Source organism: Rhizobium laguerreae, assembly GCF_019778565.1.
Taxonomy (GTDB): Bacteria; Pseudomonadota; Alphaproteobacteria; order Rhizobiales; family Rhizobiaceae; genus Rhizobium; species Rhizobium laguerreae.
In genome coordinates this window covers 376,591-392,867 of sequence record NZ_JAAXQT010000006.1, presented here as the reverse complement: position 1 = coordinate 392,867, position 16,277 = coordinate 376,591, and the positions used below count along the sequence as shown (strand labels likewise).

Genomic DNA, 16,277 nt, shown 5'->3' with positions numbered 1-16,277 from the left:
GGCCGCAAGGGGGTTGAGCATGACGCCTGAAGATAGGATTCATGCGCTTGGCATCTGGCAGGGGCCGATCGCAATCTCGCCGATAGCAGGCGGCATCACCAATAGGAACTATCTGGTCAGCGATGCCGTCGCACGCTGTGTGGTCAGGCTCGGCACCGATATTCCGATCCACCACATCAACAGGCAGAACGAGCTTGCCGCGAGCCGCGCCGCCCATGCGGCCGGCATATCGCCTGCCGTCATCCACCATTCGCCGGGCGTCCTGGTGCTCGAATATATCGAGGCGCGGGCGCTGTCGCCGGAGGATATCAGGACCCCGCACACGCTCGCCCGGGTCTTGCCGCTGGTGCGCGCTTGCCATCGCGACATCGCCCGGCATTTCCGCGGCCAGGCAATGATCTTCTGGGTCTTCCACGTCATCCGAGATTACGCCGCCAATCTGAAGGCGTCGGCGAGCAGCTATCTTCCTCTGCTGCCGGGGCTCGTCGGTAGGGCTGAGACGCTGGAAGAAGCGGCAGGGCCTTTCGAGATCGCCTTCGGCCACAACGACCTGCTGGCCGCCAACTTTCTCGATGACGGCAAGCGGCTCTGGCTGATCGACTGGGACTATGCCGGTTTCAACACGCCGCTTTTCGATCTCGGCGGATTGGCCTCCAACAACGAGCTCTCGCAAGCGGCCGAGCACACGATGCTGGAGACCTATTTCGACCGGCCGCTGACCGATGATCTCAACAGGCGCTATGCCGCGATGAAATGCGCCTCGCTGCTGCGCGAGACGCTCTGGAGCATGATTTCAGAAATCCATTCCAGCATCGATTTCGATTACGCCGGCTATACGGCCGAAAATCTCGCGCGCTTCGAGCGCGCCTATCAAGCCTTTGAACAGGACCGATAAATGACGAAGGAATTACCGAAGGCGGCGAAAGCCGTGGTCATCGGCGGCGGCATCATCGGCTGCTCGACAGCCTATCATCTCGGCAAGCTCGGCTGGACCGATACCGTGCTGCTGGAGCGCAAGAAGCTTACCTCAGGCACCACCTTCCATGCCGCCGGCCTCGTCGGCCAGCTGCGCACCAGCGCCAACATCACCCAGCTTCTCGGTTATTCCGTCGATCTCTACAAACGGCTGGAAGAGGAAACGGGCCTCGGCACTGGCTGGAAGATGAATGGCGGCCTGCGCCTTGCCTGCAACGAGGAACGCTGGACCGAGGTCAGGCGCCAGGCAACCACCGCGCAGTCCTTCGGCCTCGAAATGCAATTGCTGACGTCGCAGGAAGCCTTCGACCTCTGGCCGCTGATGACGGTCGACGATCTCGTCGGCGCCGCCTTCCTCCCTACCGACGGCCAGGCCAATCCCTCCGACATCACCCAGGCGCTGGCAAAGGGCGCCCGCATGTCGGGCGTTTCGATCTTTGAGGATACCGAAGTCCTCGACCTTGAAATCGACAAGGGGAGGATCCGTGCCGTCGTCACGGCGCAAGGGCGCATCGAATGCGAGCGTGTCGTTGTCTGCGCCGGCCAATGGACGCGCGCTTTCGCCGCCCGATTTGGCGTCAACGTGCCGCTGGTTTCCGTCGAGCATCAATACATCATCACCGAATCCTTCGGCGTGCCCTCCAACCTGCCGACGCTGCGCGATCCCGATCGCCTGACCTACTACAAGGAAGAGGTCGGCGGCATCGTCATGGGCGGCTACGAGCCGAATCCCATTCCCTGGGCGAAGGACGGCATCCCCGACGGTTTTCACTACACGCTGTTGGACAGCAATTTCGATCATTTCGAGCAGATCATGGAACAGGCGCTCGGCCGGGTCCCGGCGCTGGAAAATGTCGGCGTCAAGCAGCTGCTGAACGGCCCGGAAAGCTTTACGCCGGATGGCAACTTCATTCTCGGCGAGGCCCCGGAGCTGAGAAATTTCTTCGTCGGCGCCGGTTTCAACGCCTTCGGCATCGCCTCTGCCGGCGGCGCCGGCATGGCGCTTGCCGAATGGGTGACGAAGGGCGAGCCGCCCTATGATCTCTGGCCGGTCGATATCCGCCGTTTCGGCCGGCCGCATTTCGAAACCGACTGGGTGCGGACACGCACGCTCGAAGCCTACGGCAAACATTACACCATGGCCTGGCCGTTCGAAGAGCATGCGAGCGGCCGCCCCTGCCGCAAATCGCCGCTCTATGACCGGCTGAAGGCGCAGGGCGCCTGTTTCGGCGAAAAGCTAGGCTGGGAACGGCCGAACTGGTTTGCCGATCTCTTCGCCAACGAGGAGCCGAAGGATGTCTACAGCTACACCAGGCAGAACTGGTTCGACGCGGTCGGTCGTGAGCACAAGGCCGTGCGCGAAGCGGCGGTCATCTTCGACCAGACGTCCTTTGCCAAATTCGTGCTGAAGGGCAGGGATGCCGAGGCAGCTCTGTCCTGGATCGCCTCCAACGATGTCGCAAGGCCGGTGGGATCGCTCATCTACACGCAGATGCTGAACGATAAGGGCGGCATCGAATGCGACGTGACGGTCGCCCGCATCGCCGAGAACGAATATTACGTCGTTACCGGTACCGGCTTCGCCACCCATGACTTCGACTGGATCGCACGCAATATCCCGGCGGAGATGCATGCCGAGCTGGTCGACGTCACATCCGCCTATTCCGTGCTGTCGCTGATGGGACCGAATTCCCGCGCCGTGCTGGAAAAGGTGACGGGCAGCGACGTCTCGAATGCGGCCTTCCCCTTCGGCAAGGTCAGCACCATCGGCATTGCAGGCTGCCCGGTGCGGGCGCTGCGCATCACCTATGTCGGTGAGCTTGGCTACGAACTGCATATTCCCGTTGAATATGCGACCACGGTCTATGACGTGCTGATGGCAGCAGGCGGCGAGCTCGGCCTCGTCAATGCCGGCTACCGCGCCATTGAGAGCTGCCGCCTGGAAAAGGGTTATCGTGCCTGGGGCTCGGATATCGGTCCCGACCATACGCCTGTCGAGGCCGGTCTCGGCTGGGCGGTGAAGATGCGGAAGAATATTCCGTTCCGCGGCCGTGAGGCGATCGAGCGGCAGCTTTCGGGAGGCGTCAAGAAGCGCCTCGCCTGCTTCGTTCTCGAGAATGCCGATGCCGTGCTGCTCGGCCGTGAAACGATCTATCGCGACGGCAAGCGCGTCGGCTGGCTGTCGAGCGGCGGCTTCGGTTATACGCTGGGCAAGCCGATCGGCTATGGCTACGTCCGCAATCCCGACGGCGTGACCGAGGATTTCGTCCTCTCCGGCACCTATGAGCTTGACGTCGCGCGGGAACGCATCCCCTGCAGCGTGTCGCTGTCGCCACTCTACGATCCCGATATGGCGCGGGTGAAGGTCTGACCATCCCGTATGGTTGAGAAGAGCCTGTAACCCCGAACTCCCTCATTCCTGTGCCCGTCACAGGAATCCAGCCACGCGCGTCGGCGCAGTGAAAGACTCTACGATCTGGATAGAGTTTCTCGCGCCCAAGGACTTAGGCGCACTGGGTCCCTGTGACGAGCACAGGGATGACGGGGGGAGAGGGCCATGCCGTGCGGCGCCCCCTCTGCCCTGCCGGGCATCTCCCCCACAGGTGGGGAGATTACAAGTGGCTTGGCATTCTCACCCCTCTACCGTTTCGCCGGGCTGCGACACCAGTTGCTTGGGAAGCCATTGCGCCCAGCCGATCTCCCCCCTTGTGGGGGAGATGCCCGGCAGGGCAGAGGGGGGTGCCACACCGCAAACCCTCGCTACACCAGAGAAGTCCCAAGCCTCAGAACAGCGGCAGCCGGTCGTCCTGGATCAGGATCTCCAGCTTGTCAGCCACATCCTGCGTCCAGGCCCGGTGGCCTGTCAAAGCTGCCGGGAAGAGTCCCGGAAGGGTGAAGAGAGCCGCTGAGATCGCCAGGCCAGTGCGCGGGATATCGGCAATGAGAGCGGCAATTTCCGCAGCCCTGGGATCGCGCAGTTCGTAGCGCTCACCGTTGCCGTGCTCGCCGATCGCATAGCGCATCCACGCTGCAACGGCGATCGCATAGGTCTCCGCCCTGTCGCCATGCGCCAGCGCCTCGCTTGCCGGCTCCAGCAGCCGCTGCGGCAGTTTCTGCGTGCCGTCCATGGCGATCTGATAGGTGCGATGTGCGATCGCCTTGTTTGCAAAGCGTGCTATCAATTCGCTGGCATAGGCATCGAGATCGATGCCCGGCACCGGATCGAGCGTACGCGCGGCCGCATGCATGTGGCGGTAGGCAAGTGCTGCCAGGGCTGCATCGTCCATCACGTCGCGAATGAATTCATAGCCGCCGATGTAACCGAGATAGGCGAGCAGCGAATGGGCGCCGTTCAGCATCCGCAGCTTCATTTTTTCGTAGGCCGAGACTTCCTCGACCATCAGCGCGCCGCGGACCTTTTCCCAGGCCGGCCGGCCATTGGCGAAATGATCTTCTATGACCCATTGCGTAAAAGGCTCTGTCTCGACCGCCGCCATGTCGGTGCGGCCGGTGAGCCGCTCGGCATCGGCATAGGTCGCTTCGGTGCTTGCCGGCGTGATGCGGTCGACCATCGTCGAAGGGAAGGGCACATTCGCTTCGATCCAGCGATGCAGGTCGGGATCGATACGGGAGGTGAATTCGAGCACGAGGCGTTTCAGAACGGCGCCGTTGCTCGGCAGGTTGTCGCAGCTGAGCGGCGTAAAGGGCACGATCCCCTTCTGCCGGCGGCGCGCAAGGCCTTCGACGAGGTAACCGATGACGCCGCGCGGCGCATGCCGGCTGGCGAGATCGGCGACGATATCGGGGTGCTTCAGGTCGAGGCCGCCGGTTGCCGGATCGAAACCATAGGCCTTTTCCGTCACCGTCATGCTGACGATGCGGATAGCGGGATCTTCGAGCCGCGCCAGCAGGCCAGCCGGATCGCGCGGCGCCACATGCGCCTTCAGGATCGAACCGATCACCTCAGCCGTCGTGCCCGAGCTGTCGCGGATCAGCGTCGTATAAAGCCCGTTCTGAGCGCTCAGATTGTCAGCGACATCGGGCGTGCGCAGGCTTGCTATCTCGATGCCCCAGTCGCCGCCTGCGGCTGCGAGCGCAGCATCCGTAAACGGCGCGAAATGCGCGCGGAAAAAGGCGCCCGGCCCAAGATGCAGGATGCCGCTTTTCAGCTGGTTGCGGTCATAGGTGGGAAGCTTCGCCGTCGAGGCGAGGCCGGAAAGGGTCTGCAGTCGTTCGGTCACAGCTTGTAGGCCTTCTTTGCATTGCCATAGGAGAGCTCGCCTGCGACGATCTCGGCTTCCCGCTTGGAAAGCCGGTGCTCGGCGGCGAGCTGCGCAAGGAAGCGGCAGACTTCGCGGCGCCAGACGTCATGCCGGGCCGGGATCGATAGCAGCGCGCGCGTATCGTCGTTGAAACCCGCCATATTGGCAAAACCCGCCGTCTCCACAACCTGGTCGAGATAGCGCCGGATGCCGAGCGGGCTGTCGTGAAACCACCACGGCGGGCCGATCATCAGGCAAGGCCAATGACCTACCATCGGCGCCAGCTCGCGTGCATAGGTCGTCTCGTCGAGCGTGAAGAGCAGCACGCGCAAATCCGGCGCGTGGCCATATTTCGATAGCAGCGCATTCAAGCCGCCAACCCAGTCGGTGGGTGTCGGGATATCGGCGCCCATATTCGCGCCTCGGGTCGAGAAAAGGCCGCGGTCGGTATTGCGTCTCGAGCCGGCATGGATCTGCATCACCATGCCGTCCTCGGCCGAAAGTCCGGCCATCTCGGTCATCATCTGGCCGCGGAAGAGCTCGGCATCCTCGGCCGAAAGCGGACCCTTCAGCGCCTTGTCGAGCAGCGCCTGTTTTTCCGCCAGCGGCAGATCGGCGGTGAAGGCCGTGGGCACGCCGTGATCGGTCGCGGTGGCGCCGAACTGGCGGAAATAGGCGCGCCGGCGCCGATGCGCCTCGATCAGGCCGTCCCAACGCGTGACCTCAGTGCCGGTGATCTCTCCGAACTTGATGAGATTGTCGCGGAAGCCGACGGCATCGGGATCGGTAACGCTGTCCGGCCTGTAGGTGGTGCGCACCTTGCCGATCCAGCCGTCGGCCGCCATCTTCTGGTGATGCGCCAGCGGATCGAGCGCTCCATCCGTCGTCGCGATCGTTTCGATGCCGAATCGCTGATGCAGCGCCCGCGGGCGGAATTCTGGAAGGGCAAGCCGGGCATTGATATGGTCGTAGAGCGCATCGGCATTGTCTGGTGTCAGCGGTTCGGTGCAGCCGAGCACGGCCGACATGGCGTGGTCGACCCAGAGGCTTGAAGGCGTTCCGCGGAAGAGATGATAATGCGCGGCAAAGGTCCGCCAGATCGCCCGCCCCTCAGCCACCGGTTTGCCGTCAAGCCGCGGCACGCCGAGCTCATCCAAAGTGACACCGACGCTGTGCAGCATGCGGAAGAGATAGTGATCGGGAATGACCAGCAGCGAGGCCGCATCTTCGAAGGGCTTGTCGTCGGCAAACCAGGAGGGTTCGGTATGCCCGTGCGGGCTGACGATCGGAAGATTGCGCACCGTCTCGTAGAGGTCTCGCGCGATGGTCCGTGTTGCCGGATCAGCCGGAAAAAGCCGGTCCGGATGAAGAAAGCCGTTTCCTGCATCCATCAGTATTCCTCCCTGATGGATAACGGCCTACCCCACAACATCAGGCACGGCAAGGTCTTTTAGTAACCAAACGGTACAGTTTTGCGCGTGGCCGCGCCGGGCATGGAAAGCATTGACGAGGCGGCCTATTTCCGCTTTGGGAGAACCATCTGTGCCGGTTTCGGCAAAGGAGCATCGATGTCCGACGAGACGAACCGCATCACCCGGCTGGAAGAAATGCTGGCCCACCAGGCAAAGACGATCGAAGAGCTTTCCGATCAGCTCGCCGAGCAATGGAAGACCGTCGAGCAGATGCGCACCAAGCTCGACCGGCTGACAGAACGCTTCCTGTCGCTGGAGGAGCAGTCGCTGGACGCGCCAGCGATCACCCGCCCGCCGCATTATTGACGACACGCGGCGCAATGCCGCGTGCCCTCTCATTAGGATGATGAATCAGACGCCGCCGATGCAGAGATATTTCATTTCCAGATAGTCGTCGGCGCCGTGCCGCGAGCCTTCGCGGCCGAGGCCGGATTGCTTGATACCGCCGAAGGGCGCCGTCTCGGATGACATCAAGCCGGTATTGATGCCGATCATGCCGTATTCCAGCGCTTCCGCCACCCGCCAGACCTTCTTCAGATCGCCGGCGTAGAAATAGGCGGCGAGGCCGAACTCCGTGTCGTTGGCTTGGTTGATGACATCCTCGACCGTGTCGAAGCAAAAGAGCGGCGCCACCGGCCCGAAGGTCTCCTCGCGCGCCACCTTCATGCCGCGCGCAACGCCTGTCAGCACCGTCGGTGTGAAGAAGGTGCCGGCGCCGTCGATGCGCTTGCCGCCGGTCAGCACCTTGGCGCCCTTGGCAAGCGCATCGCTGACATGGTCTTCCACCTTGGCAAGGCCCTGTTCATCGATCAGCGGCCCGATCACGACACCCGGCTTGAAGCCGTCGCCGACCGACATCTCGGCGACCTTGGCAGCAAGCTTGGCGGCAAAGGCGTCATAGACGTTCGACTGGACGTAGAGGCGGTTGGCGCAGACGCAGGTCTGGCCGGCATTGCGGTATTTGGAGGCGATCGCGCCTTCGACGGCAGCGTCGAGATCGGCATCGTCGAAGACGATGAAGGGCGCGTTGCCGCCGAGCTCCAGGCTCACCTTCTTGATCTGGTCGGCGCACTGCCGCATCAGGATGCGGCCGACCTCCGTCGAGCCGGTGAAGCTGATCTTGCGCACCTTTTCATTGCCGCAGAGCTCGCGGCCGATTGCCGGACCATCCACCCCGACGATGACGTTGAAGACGCCGGCCGGAATGCCGGCCTGCTCGGCGAGCACGGCAAGCGCGATCGCCGTCAGTGGCGTCTGTTCGGCGGGCTTCGAGACCACGGTGCAGCCAACGGCAAGCGCCGGGGCGATCTTGCGGGTGATCATCGCCGCCGGGAAATTCCACGGCGTGATCGTGCCGACGACGCCGACCGGCTGCCGGATGACGATCATCCGCTTGTCGTCGGAAGGCGCGGGGATTGTCTCGCCGTAGATGCGCTTGGCTTCTTCCGCATACCATTCGATATAGGCCGCTGCATAAAGGATTTCGCCGCGCGCTTCCGGGAACGGCTTGCCCATTTCGGCAGTCAGGACCGCGGCGAGTTCGTCGGCATTGGCGACCATCAGATCGAACCATTTGCGCAGGATCGCGCTGCGTTCCTTGGCTGGGCGGGCCGCCCAGCCCGGCTGGGCGGCATGGGCCGCATCGATCGCCTTCCGTGTCTCGGCCGCACCCATATCGGGCAGCGAGGCGAGCAGCTCGCCGGTTGCCGGGTTGAGCACGTCGAAAGTCTTTGTGGCATCGCCTGATGTCCAGACGCCGTCGATATAGCCGGCATCGCGCAGCAAGGGCGAGGAGAAGGGAACGTGCTTGGTCAGTGCGCTGGTGAAAGCCATGTCATATCCTCCTTGGGAGTGCGGCTGCCGGTTGCCGGCAGCCATTGAAATCCGGCTAGAGCAATTCCAGGAAAAGTGCGCAGCGGTTTTCCGTCCGGAATTGCGTAAAACAAAAAGTTAGAGCGGTTCTGCGCTTCCTTGAAAAGCTGAACCGCTCTAGGGTGCGCCTAACGGCCCGCGCTTGCTTCGAGCATCGAAGCTTCGAGAATATCGAGGGCTTCGCCGAGGATCTCGTCCTGGATGGTGATCGGTGCAAGAAAGCGGATGACGTTTCCATGGACGCCGCAGGTGAGCAGGATCAGGCCCTTGTCGAGCGCGATCAGCCGCACCCGGTTGGCGAATTCCGCGCTCGGCAGTCCCGTCGTCCGGTCATTGAATTCGACGGCGTTCATGAAGCCCGGCCCGCGGATATCGACGATCTCGGGCACCGTCTCACGCAGCGATTCCAGCCGCTGCTTCAGCCGTCCGCCAAGCTGGTTGGCGCGGTTGCAGAGATCTTCGTCGGCAATGACGTCGAGCACGGCGTGGGCGGCCGCGATCCCGAGCGGATTGCCGCCATAGGTGCCGCCGAGCCCGCCCGGTCCCGGCGCATCCATGATCGCGGCGCGGCCGGTGACGGCGGCGAGCGGAAAGCCGCCGGCTAGGCTCTTTGCCATCGTCGTCAGGTCGGGCGCCACCTCGTGATGATCCATCGCGAACATCCTGCCGGTGCGGGCAAAACCGGTCTGCACCTCGTCGGCGATCAGCAGGATGCCGTGCTGGTCGCAGAGCTCGCGCAGCGCCTTCATGAAGGCGGCGGGTGCGGAGTAGAAGCCGCCTTCGCCCTGTACCGGCTCGATGATGATGGCCGCGACGCGCTGCGGATCGACATCGGCGGCGAAGAGCTTCTTCAGCGCCGCCAGCGACTGGTCGGCGGTAACGCCGTGCAGCTCGACCGGGAAGGGAATATGAAACACGTCGCCCGGCATGGCGCCGAAGCCGACCTTGTAGGGCACGACCTTGCCGGTCAGCGCCATGCCCATGAAGGTGCGGCCATGGAAGCCGCCGCCAAAGGCGATGACGGCCGAGCGGCCGGTTGCCGCACGCGCGATCTTGACGGCGTTCTCGACCGCTTCGGCGCCTGTCGTGACGAAGATCGTCTTCTTCTCGAAATCACCAGGCAGCAGCGCGTTCAGCCGTTCGGCAAGGTGCACGTAGCTTTCATAGGGCACCACCTGATGGCAGGTATGGGTGAAGCGGTCGAGCTGATCCTTGACCGCTGCGATGACCCGGGGATGGCGGTGGCCGGTGTTGAGAACGGCGATGCCGGCGGCGAAGTCGATGTAACGCTGGCCTTCCTTGTCCCAGATCTCCGCATTCTCTGCGCGATCGGCATAGATCTGGGTGGTCATTCCGACGCCGCGTGAAATAGCGGCGTTCTTCCGGTCGGTAAGGCTTGTCGCGGTCATCGATGGCTCCTGCGCTGAGAGGGGTGGAAAGCTATCTTGTATAATTTCTGCAAGATGTTTATAAAACTCCTACATTTTTCCTGCAAGAAAACAAGCGGCATTTTTCGCTTCAAACATCAGGCTTTTTGATGGAGGTTCTGGGGCGATTGGAATCGGGGATATTGACGGATGAACGATAATGGGCCTGTACGCTACAAGGTGGCGGAAGCCGCGCGGCTGGCGGGCGTTTCGGCCTCGACGCTACGCCTCTGGGAAAGCCAGGGTCTGGTGGTTCCCGGTCGTTCCGAAACCGGCCATCGGCAATACAGCGCCGACGATGTGGCGCGGCTGAAGCGCATCTCCTGGTATCGTGTCGAGCGCGGCCTCAATCCCGCAGCGATCCGCGAGGCGTTGGAAAGCGAGGAACCTTCCGCCGATGGCGCCGAGGCAAGCCAGGATACCGGCCTCGGCCGCAAGCTGCGCAGCCTGCGCCATGCGAGCGGCAAGACGCTCGATCAGGTGGCCGGCGACATCGGCGTCACCTCGTCGACGCTCTCGACACTGGAGCGCACCTCGCAGGGCGTCAGCTTCAAGACGCTGCACGATCTGGCAGAGTATTACGGCACCACCGTCTCGCGCCTCTCCGGTGAGGAAAGCGGGGAGGTGCCGGCGCTGGTGCGCGCCGGTGAATGTCGCGCCTGGCCGGAAACGACGCCGGGTGTCACCGTACAGCTCCTCGCCGAAGGCCGCCGGATGATGGATTGCCATCGTTTCGTGTTGGCGCCCGGTGCTGCCAGCGAGGGCGCCTATCGCCACGAGGGCGAGGAATTCATGCATGTTCTGTCCGGCCGGCTCGAACTGGTGCTCGACGGCGATCAGTTCTTCAATCTCGGCCCCGGCGATTCACTTTATTTCGAAAGCCGCCGCGATCATTCCTGGCGCAACCGCCACGATGGCGAAACCGTGCTTCTTTGGATCAACACGCCGCCGACATTCTGAACTGCAGCGCATCGGCCCGAAAATCGGAATAGATTTCCTGAAAGCGCGATGCGGAGATTAAAAAAGGTAGAGCGTCCTTGTGCATCCAGAGGACACATGGCGCTCTACCGCAGCAAAGCGGTTTCGCACTCTGCGCCTTTGCGCTATAGCCCAAAGAGATGCATTCGTACGAAAGACAGTCTCATGGCGGCCACCATACGTTACCACGAAGGCGATATTTCCGCGGCCGATGCCGCTCGCTACACCGGCGCGATTGCGATCGACACCGAAACGCTCGGCCTGGTGCCGCGCCGCGATCGGCTCTGCGTCGTCCAGCTTTCCCCGGGTAACGGCACCGCCGATATCATCCGTATCGCCGCCGGTCAGAAAGAGGCGCCCAATCTCGTCGCCCTGCTTGAAGACCCCACCCATCAGAAGATCTTTCACTACGGCCGCTTCGATATTGCCGTGCTCTTCCACACCTTCGGCGTCACGACGACCCCGGTCTTCTGCACCAAGATCGCCTCGCGCCTGATCCGGACCTATACGGATCGCCACGGCCTCAAGGACAATCTCAAGGAGATGCTCGACGTCGATGTCTCCAAGGCGCAGCAATCCTCCGATTGGGCAGCCGAGACGCTGTCTCCGGCCCAGCTCGAATATGCCGCCTCCGACGTGCTTTATCTGCATGCGTTGCGCGACAAGCTGACGGAGCGGCTGATCCGCGACGGCCGTTACGATCATGCGACGGCCTGCTTCGAATTCCTGCCGACCCGCGCCAAGCTCGATCTGCTCGGCTGGGAAGAGGCGGATATCTTCGCCCATAGCTGAGCGAATTGCCTTCATTCTGCGTTTGCCAATAGCCGTACGGCAGGCTTGCCGGCGGCCGTTAGCGATTCATTAACGCCTGTTCATTAATATTCCTGTTAATTTTTATGCATTTCGATGACGCCGGAACTGCGTCATGCGGACAGGAGGATCTGCTGGGATGCAAGGGGACCGGATGAGCGCGGTCCTTTTCTAGAGCCTGCTTTCATCGTCACTTTACGAAAGGAGCATGCCATGTTGACTCCCGTTCGTGCAGCGTCCAATGCAAGCTTTTCGTCCCAGGGTCAGACAGCGGCGATCGTCGCCAGCGGTCTCGGCCAATCGGTGATTGCCCCCGCGCCTGTCAACGCCGTCGAAGCCGCAGACCTCAATTCCGCCATTGCCGGCAAGCTCAATATTCTGCTCCTTGCGGCGCGCGAGCGCATGGTCGAAGCCCTTCTCGATGTCATCGATGCGGCAGGCCGCTCGATTTCGCTCGATCGTGGAGATGATGAGAGCAATCTTGCCTTCGCCTCCCGGCTTGCCGATGCGATCCGGCGGCTGCCGGCCGCGAGAATCGACGAGGTCGAGCGCCAGCTGACCGCGCAAGGCCACGGTCTGCCGCTGCGGACCATTGCCGAAGCTCTGAAAAACCCGACAGGCACGGAAGCCGCCCGCATCGTCGCCTATCTGGAAATCGTCCGCTACAAGGATCGCGATCTCGCAGCCCGCGCCGTTATGCGCTCCTATCGCCAGAACGACGCTTCGCCGATGCGCGCCGAAGCCCGCCCCGAAATCCAGCTGCATGAGGACAACAGGCCGACTGCCGCGACGCGCCAGCTGGCGGAAAAGGTGCCGATACTGGTCGCTCCGCTGACCGAGGCTGCAGCGCTCGTGACTGCCGAAGAGCCGCTTATCGCCGAAACTGTCGAGGCCGCCGATCCGGAAACGCCACAGCCTGAAGAAGCCCCGGCCCAGCTTGCCCCGGTGGCGGCAGCGGAAGTCGCCGCGGAAGAATCCCTGCCGCAGGAGATCGAAGCCCAGCAATTATTGTCAACGGATCTGGACAAAATCGAGGATACGCAGGAAGCGGTGGAGCAATCGGCCGTTCAGCCCCGCATAGTGTCCGACAAGGCCGATCCCGTCATTCCCAGGAACTGGGCAGGGATCGTCGCCTCCATGACCGAAGAAGCCTCGGAGATGATCGCCACCCTCATCCGCGAGCAGGACATCGAAACCGTGCTGGAGGATGTTCCCGTCGAGGCGGCGGTGGAAATCGATACGATCCTCGATGAGGCCGTCATCAGCGAGGCGACCGGGAGCTTGACCAAGCAGCCGGTGGAACTTGCCGCGCCGGACGTCCGCCAGATCACAGCGCTCCGCCCGTCGCAGCCGGATATCCCGCCCTTGGTTGTCGAGACCCGCCAGCCGAGGGAAGTCTCCGCCCAAGCGGAAATGATACCGGTCCCGGAGACGATCGAATCCCCCTATGTGCCGCTGGCGGCAAGAATGCCGGAGGGACTTGCCTACACCCAGCTGCCCTATCAGTTCGCCAAGGATATCCTGTCGAACGAAAAGGCAGGCGAAACCCACCACCAGCACCAGCACCATCGCGACGGCGCCCCACAGGATCAGAATCAGGACGAGCAGCAGGCGCAGTCCGGCGGCGAGGATGCCGAGCCCGACGGCGAAGAGACCGACGCAGCACCCGCGCGGAGGACCCCGAGGATGATCGATACCGAACCGGTGGCTCATCAGCCGGCAGGCGCGGCCGCCGATCCGGTCTATGCTCTCTATCAGCGCATGGTCGGCTGGGAATAAAGCAATTCCAGGAAAAGTGTGAAGCGGTTTTCCGTCCGGAATTGCGGAGAAACAAAAGGATAGAGCGGTTCTGCGCTCCATGAAAAGCAGAACTGCTCTTTTTTAAGCCTGAAAATGAAGAACCCGCCGGATCGCTCCGGCGGGTTCTTCAATTCAAAGGCGGATGCGAGGCTTATTCGCCGCCGCGGTTTTTCAGAGCTGCGCCGAGAATGTCGCCGAGCGAAGCGCCGCTGTCGGACGAACCGAACTGGGCGACGGCTTCCTTCTCTTCCGCAATCTCCAGAGCCTTGATGGACAGCATGATCTTGCGGTCCTTCTTGGAGAAGTTGGTGACGCGGGCGTCGAACACCTGACCGACCGAGAAGCGCTCAGGGCGCTGCTCGTCGCGATCGCGGGCGAGGTCGGCGCGACGGATGAAGGAAGTGATGTCCTCGTGGTTGACGAGCTTCACTTCGACACCGCCGTCGTTGACCGCGATGACTTCGCAGGAGACGACTGCATTCTTGCGCAGGTCGCCAGAAGCAGCGGCATCGCCGACTGCATCCTTGCCGAGCTGCTTGATGCCGAGCGAGATGCGTTCCTTCTCGACATCGACGTCGAGAACGACGGCCTTGACGACGTCACCCTTGTTGAACTCCTCGATGACCTGTTCGCCTGGACGGTTCCAGTCGAGGTCGGAGAGGTGCACCATGCCGTCGACATCGCCGTCGAGGCCGATGAACAGGCCGAATTCGGTCTTGTTCTTGACTTCGCCTTCGACTTCAGTGCCGGCCGGATGGCTGCGGGCGAATGCTGCCCACGGATTTTCCAGCGTCTGCTTGAGGCCGAGCGAGATACGACGCTTGGACGGATCGACTTCGAGAACGACGACTTCGACTTCCTGGCTTGTGGACAGGATCTTGCCGGGGTGAACGTTCTTCTTGGTCCAGGACATTTCCGAGATGTGGATCAGGCCTTCGATGCCCGGCTCCAGCTCGACGAATGCACCGTAATCGGTGATATTCGTGACAGTACCGGAAATCTTCTTGCCTTCCGGATACTTGGCCTGGATGCCATCCCACGGATCGGACTCGAGCTGCTTCATGCCGAGCGAGATACGGTGGGTTTCCTGGTTGATGCGGATGATCTGAACCTTGACCTGCTGGCCGATGTTCAGGATTTCCGACGGATGGTTCACACGGCGCCATGCCATGTCGGTGACGTGCAGCAGGCCGTCGATGCCGCCGAGGTCAACGAACGCACCGTAATCGGTGATGTTCTTGACGACGCCGTCAACAACCTGGCCTTCTTCGAGGTTCTGAACGATTTCAGAACGCTGCTCGGCACGGGATTCTTCCAGAACCGTACGGCGCGAAACCACGATGTTGCCGCGGCGCTTGTCCATCTTGAGGATTTCGAAGGGCTGCGGGTTGTGCATCAGCGGGGTCACGTCGCGGATCGGACGAATATCGACCTGAGAACGCGGCAGGAAGGCGATCGCACCGTCGAGGTCGACCGTGAAGCCGCCCTTGACCTGGTTGAAGATCACGCCTTCGACGCGCTCGCCAGCTTCGAACTTGGCTTCGAGCTTGACCCAGCTTTCTTCGCGGCGAGCCTTCTCGCGCGACAGAACGGCTTCGCCAAGCGCGTTTTCGATGCGCTCGACGTAAACTTCGACTTCGTCGCCGACCTTCAACAGGCCGTCCTTGGCGCGCGCGCCGAATTCCTTGAGCGCGATGCGGCCTTCAACCTTCAGACCGACGTCGACAACGGCGACGTCCTTCTCGATGCCCGTGACGATGCCCTTGGTGACATAGCCTTCGGCCAGGTCGTTCTTGGCAAAGGACTCTTCGAGAAGAGCCGCGAAATCCTCGCGGGAGGGGGTAGCTACTGACATAAAATCTCCTGCGTGTCCTGAAACGGAGCGGACACGTACGCGCCGGTTGGTTTGCGTTGAACGGGCCTGAACCCAGTCCGCCTTCTCTTACGAAGGCAATCCGGCGCTTGGACGGAATTTCAGGCTTGCTGTATTAGAAGCGATCCATGCTCAGAGCACGCAAAATCGCTTGAATTTAGGCATTTCGGCTCAAGACCGCATCGATGATCGATTGAGCAGCTTGAAACGCGGCCTCTATACTCATTTCCGACGTATCAAGCAAGTGCGCATCATCAGCTGGTTTCAAAGGGCTGTCGGCCCGTCCCATGTCGCGTTCGTCGCGCCGCTTGACGTCCTCGAGGATCGCATCGAAATCCGCGGTCAGGCCTTTGCCGAGGATCTCGTCATAACGGCGTCTTGCGCGGACTTCCGGCGACGCCGTTACATAGAATTTCACCGCCGCATTCGGACAGACAACCGTGCCGATATCGCGTCCATCGAGCACCGTTCCCGGCGCTTTCGTCGAAAACCGCCGCTGCGCCTCGACCAGCGCCCGGCGCACTGCCGGCATGACGGCAATCTTCGATGCGGCTTCGCCGATCTCATGTTTGGAAAGTATATCGCGATCCAATCCGGCGAGTTCAACCTCTCTTGCGATCTTTTCCGCTACCGCCTCGTCGTCGAGCGGCAGGCCGGCATCGAGCAGCGCCTTGGCCGTGGCGCGATAGGTCAGGCCGGTATCCAGATGATAGAAGCCGTAGTGCTCTGCGATGAGGCGCGAGAGCGTGCCCTTGCCCGCTGCTGCCGGGCCATCGATGGCGATGGTGAAGGTCTCGTTCGTCATGCG

The 16,277-nt window shown here is 62.2% G+C and carries 12 protein-coding genes; 6 read left to right on the top strand and 6 right to left on the bottom strand.

Features of this window, described 5'->3' with window-relative positions; all coding sequences use genetic code 11:
* The first annotated feature begins 19 nt into the window (after positions 1-19).
* Positions 20-895 carry a phosphotransferase gene (locus tag HFO71_RS20770; protein WP_131640113.1) on the top strand — a complete coding sequence of 292 codons (876 nt, stop codon included), beginning with the start codon at positions 20-22 and terminating at the stop codon, positions 893-895.
* Complete coding sequence (locus HFO71_RS20765) at positions 896-3,346, top strand: GcvT family protein (protein ID WP_221988383.1); 2,451 nt, start codon at positions 896-898, stop codon at positions 3,344-3,346.
* A 412-nt stretch (positions 3,347-3,758) separates the two neighbouring features.
* Here HFO71_RS20765 and HFO71_RS20760 read toward each other — a convergent pair whose 3' ends face one another.
* Complete coding sequence (locus HFO71_RS20760) at positions 3,759-5,216, bottom strand: mannitol dehydrogenase family protein (protein ID WP_131661760.1); 1,458 nt, start codon at positions 5,214-5,216, stop codon at positions 3,759-3,761.
* Entirely contained in the window at positions 5,213-6,628 is a 1,416-nt protein-coding gene (uxaC, locus tag HFO71_RS20755; protein ID WP_077977099.1) for a glucuronate isomerase, read from the bottom strand. The genes HFO71_RS20760 and uxaC overlap by 4 nt, the downstream gene beginning before the upstream one ends.
* A gap of 177 nt (positions 6,629-6,805) precedes the next feature.
* Here uxaC and HFO71_RS20750 point away from each other — a divergent pair, with 177 nt between their 5' ends.
* Positions 6,806-7,015, top strand: coding sequence for a SlyX family protein (locus tag HFO71_RS20750; protein WP_077977694.1), 210 nt, complete (start codon positions 6,806-6,808; stop codon positions 7,013-7,015).
* Between the two features lie 45 nt (positions 7,016-7,060).
* Here the strand turns inward: HFO71_RS20750 and HFO71_RS20745 are convergent, their stop codons facing one another.
* A complete protein-coding gene (locus tag HFO71_RS20745; protein WP_077977100.1) occupies positions 7,061-8,542 on the bottom strand; it encodes an NAD-dependent succinate-semialdehyde dehydrogenase in 1,482 nt (493 codons plus the stop codon).
* Between the two features lie 167 nt (positions 8,543-8,709).
* Positions 8,710-9,990, bottom strand: coding sequence for a 4-aminobutyrate--2-oxoglutarate transaminase (locus HFO71_RS20740; protein WP_077977101.1), 1,281 nt, complete (start codon positions 9,988-9,990; stop codon positions 8,710-8,712).
* A gap of 168 nt (positions 9,991-10,158) precedes the next feature.
* Here HFO71_RS20740 and HFO71_RS20735 point away from each other — a divergent pair, with 168 nt between their 5' ends.
* The 3 genes from HFO71_RS20735 to HFO71_RS20725 all read left to right on the top strand — a co-directional run bounded on the left by HFO71_RS20735 (position 10,159) and on the right by HFO71_RS20725 (position 13,575).
* Positions 10,159-10,968 carry a MerR family transcriptional regulator gene (locus HFO71_RS20735; protein ID WP_077977102.1) on the top strand — a complete coding sequence of 270 codons (810 nt, stop codon included), beginning with the start codon at positions 10,159-10,161 and terminating at the stop codon, positions 10,966-10,968.
* A gap of 183 nt (positions 10,969-11,151) precedes the next feature.
* The gene (locus tag HFO71_RS20730; protein ID WP_020052310.1) at positions 11,152-11,778 is read left to right on the top strand and encodes a ribonuclease D; all 627 of its coding nucleotides are present in this window, start codon (positions 11,152-11,154) and stop codon (positions 11,776-11,778) included.
* A gap of 231 nt (positions 11,779-12,009) precedes the next feature.
* Positions 12,010-13,575, top strand: coding sequence for a hypothetical protein (locus HFO71_RS20725; protein WP_077977103.1), 1,566 nt, complete (start codon positions 12,010-12,012; stop codon positions 13,573-13,575).
* A 172-nt stretch (positions 13,576-13,747) separates the two neighbouring features.
* Here the strand turns inward: HFO71_RS20725 and rpsA are convergent, their stop codons facing one another.
* Both rpsA and cmk read right to left on the bottom strand, forming a co-directional pair.
* Positions 13,748-15,451, bottom strand: coding sequence for a 30S ribosomal protein S1 (gene rpsA / locus HFO71_RS20720; protein ID WP_003544285.1), 1,704 nt, complete (start codon positions 15,449-15,451; stop codon positions 13,748-13,750).
* Between the two features lie 175 nt (positions 15,452-15,626).
* Positions 15,627-16,274, bottom strand: a complete 648-nt coding sequence (cmk, locus tag HFO71_RS20715) for a (d)CMP kinase (protein ID WP_077977104.1) — start codon at positions 16,272-16,274, stop codon at positions 15,627-15,629.
* Positions 16,275-16,277: the final 3 nt, after the last annotated feature.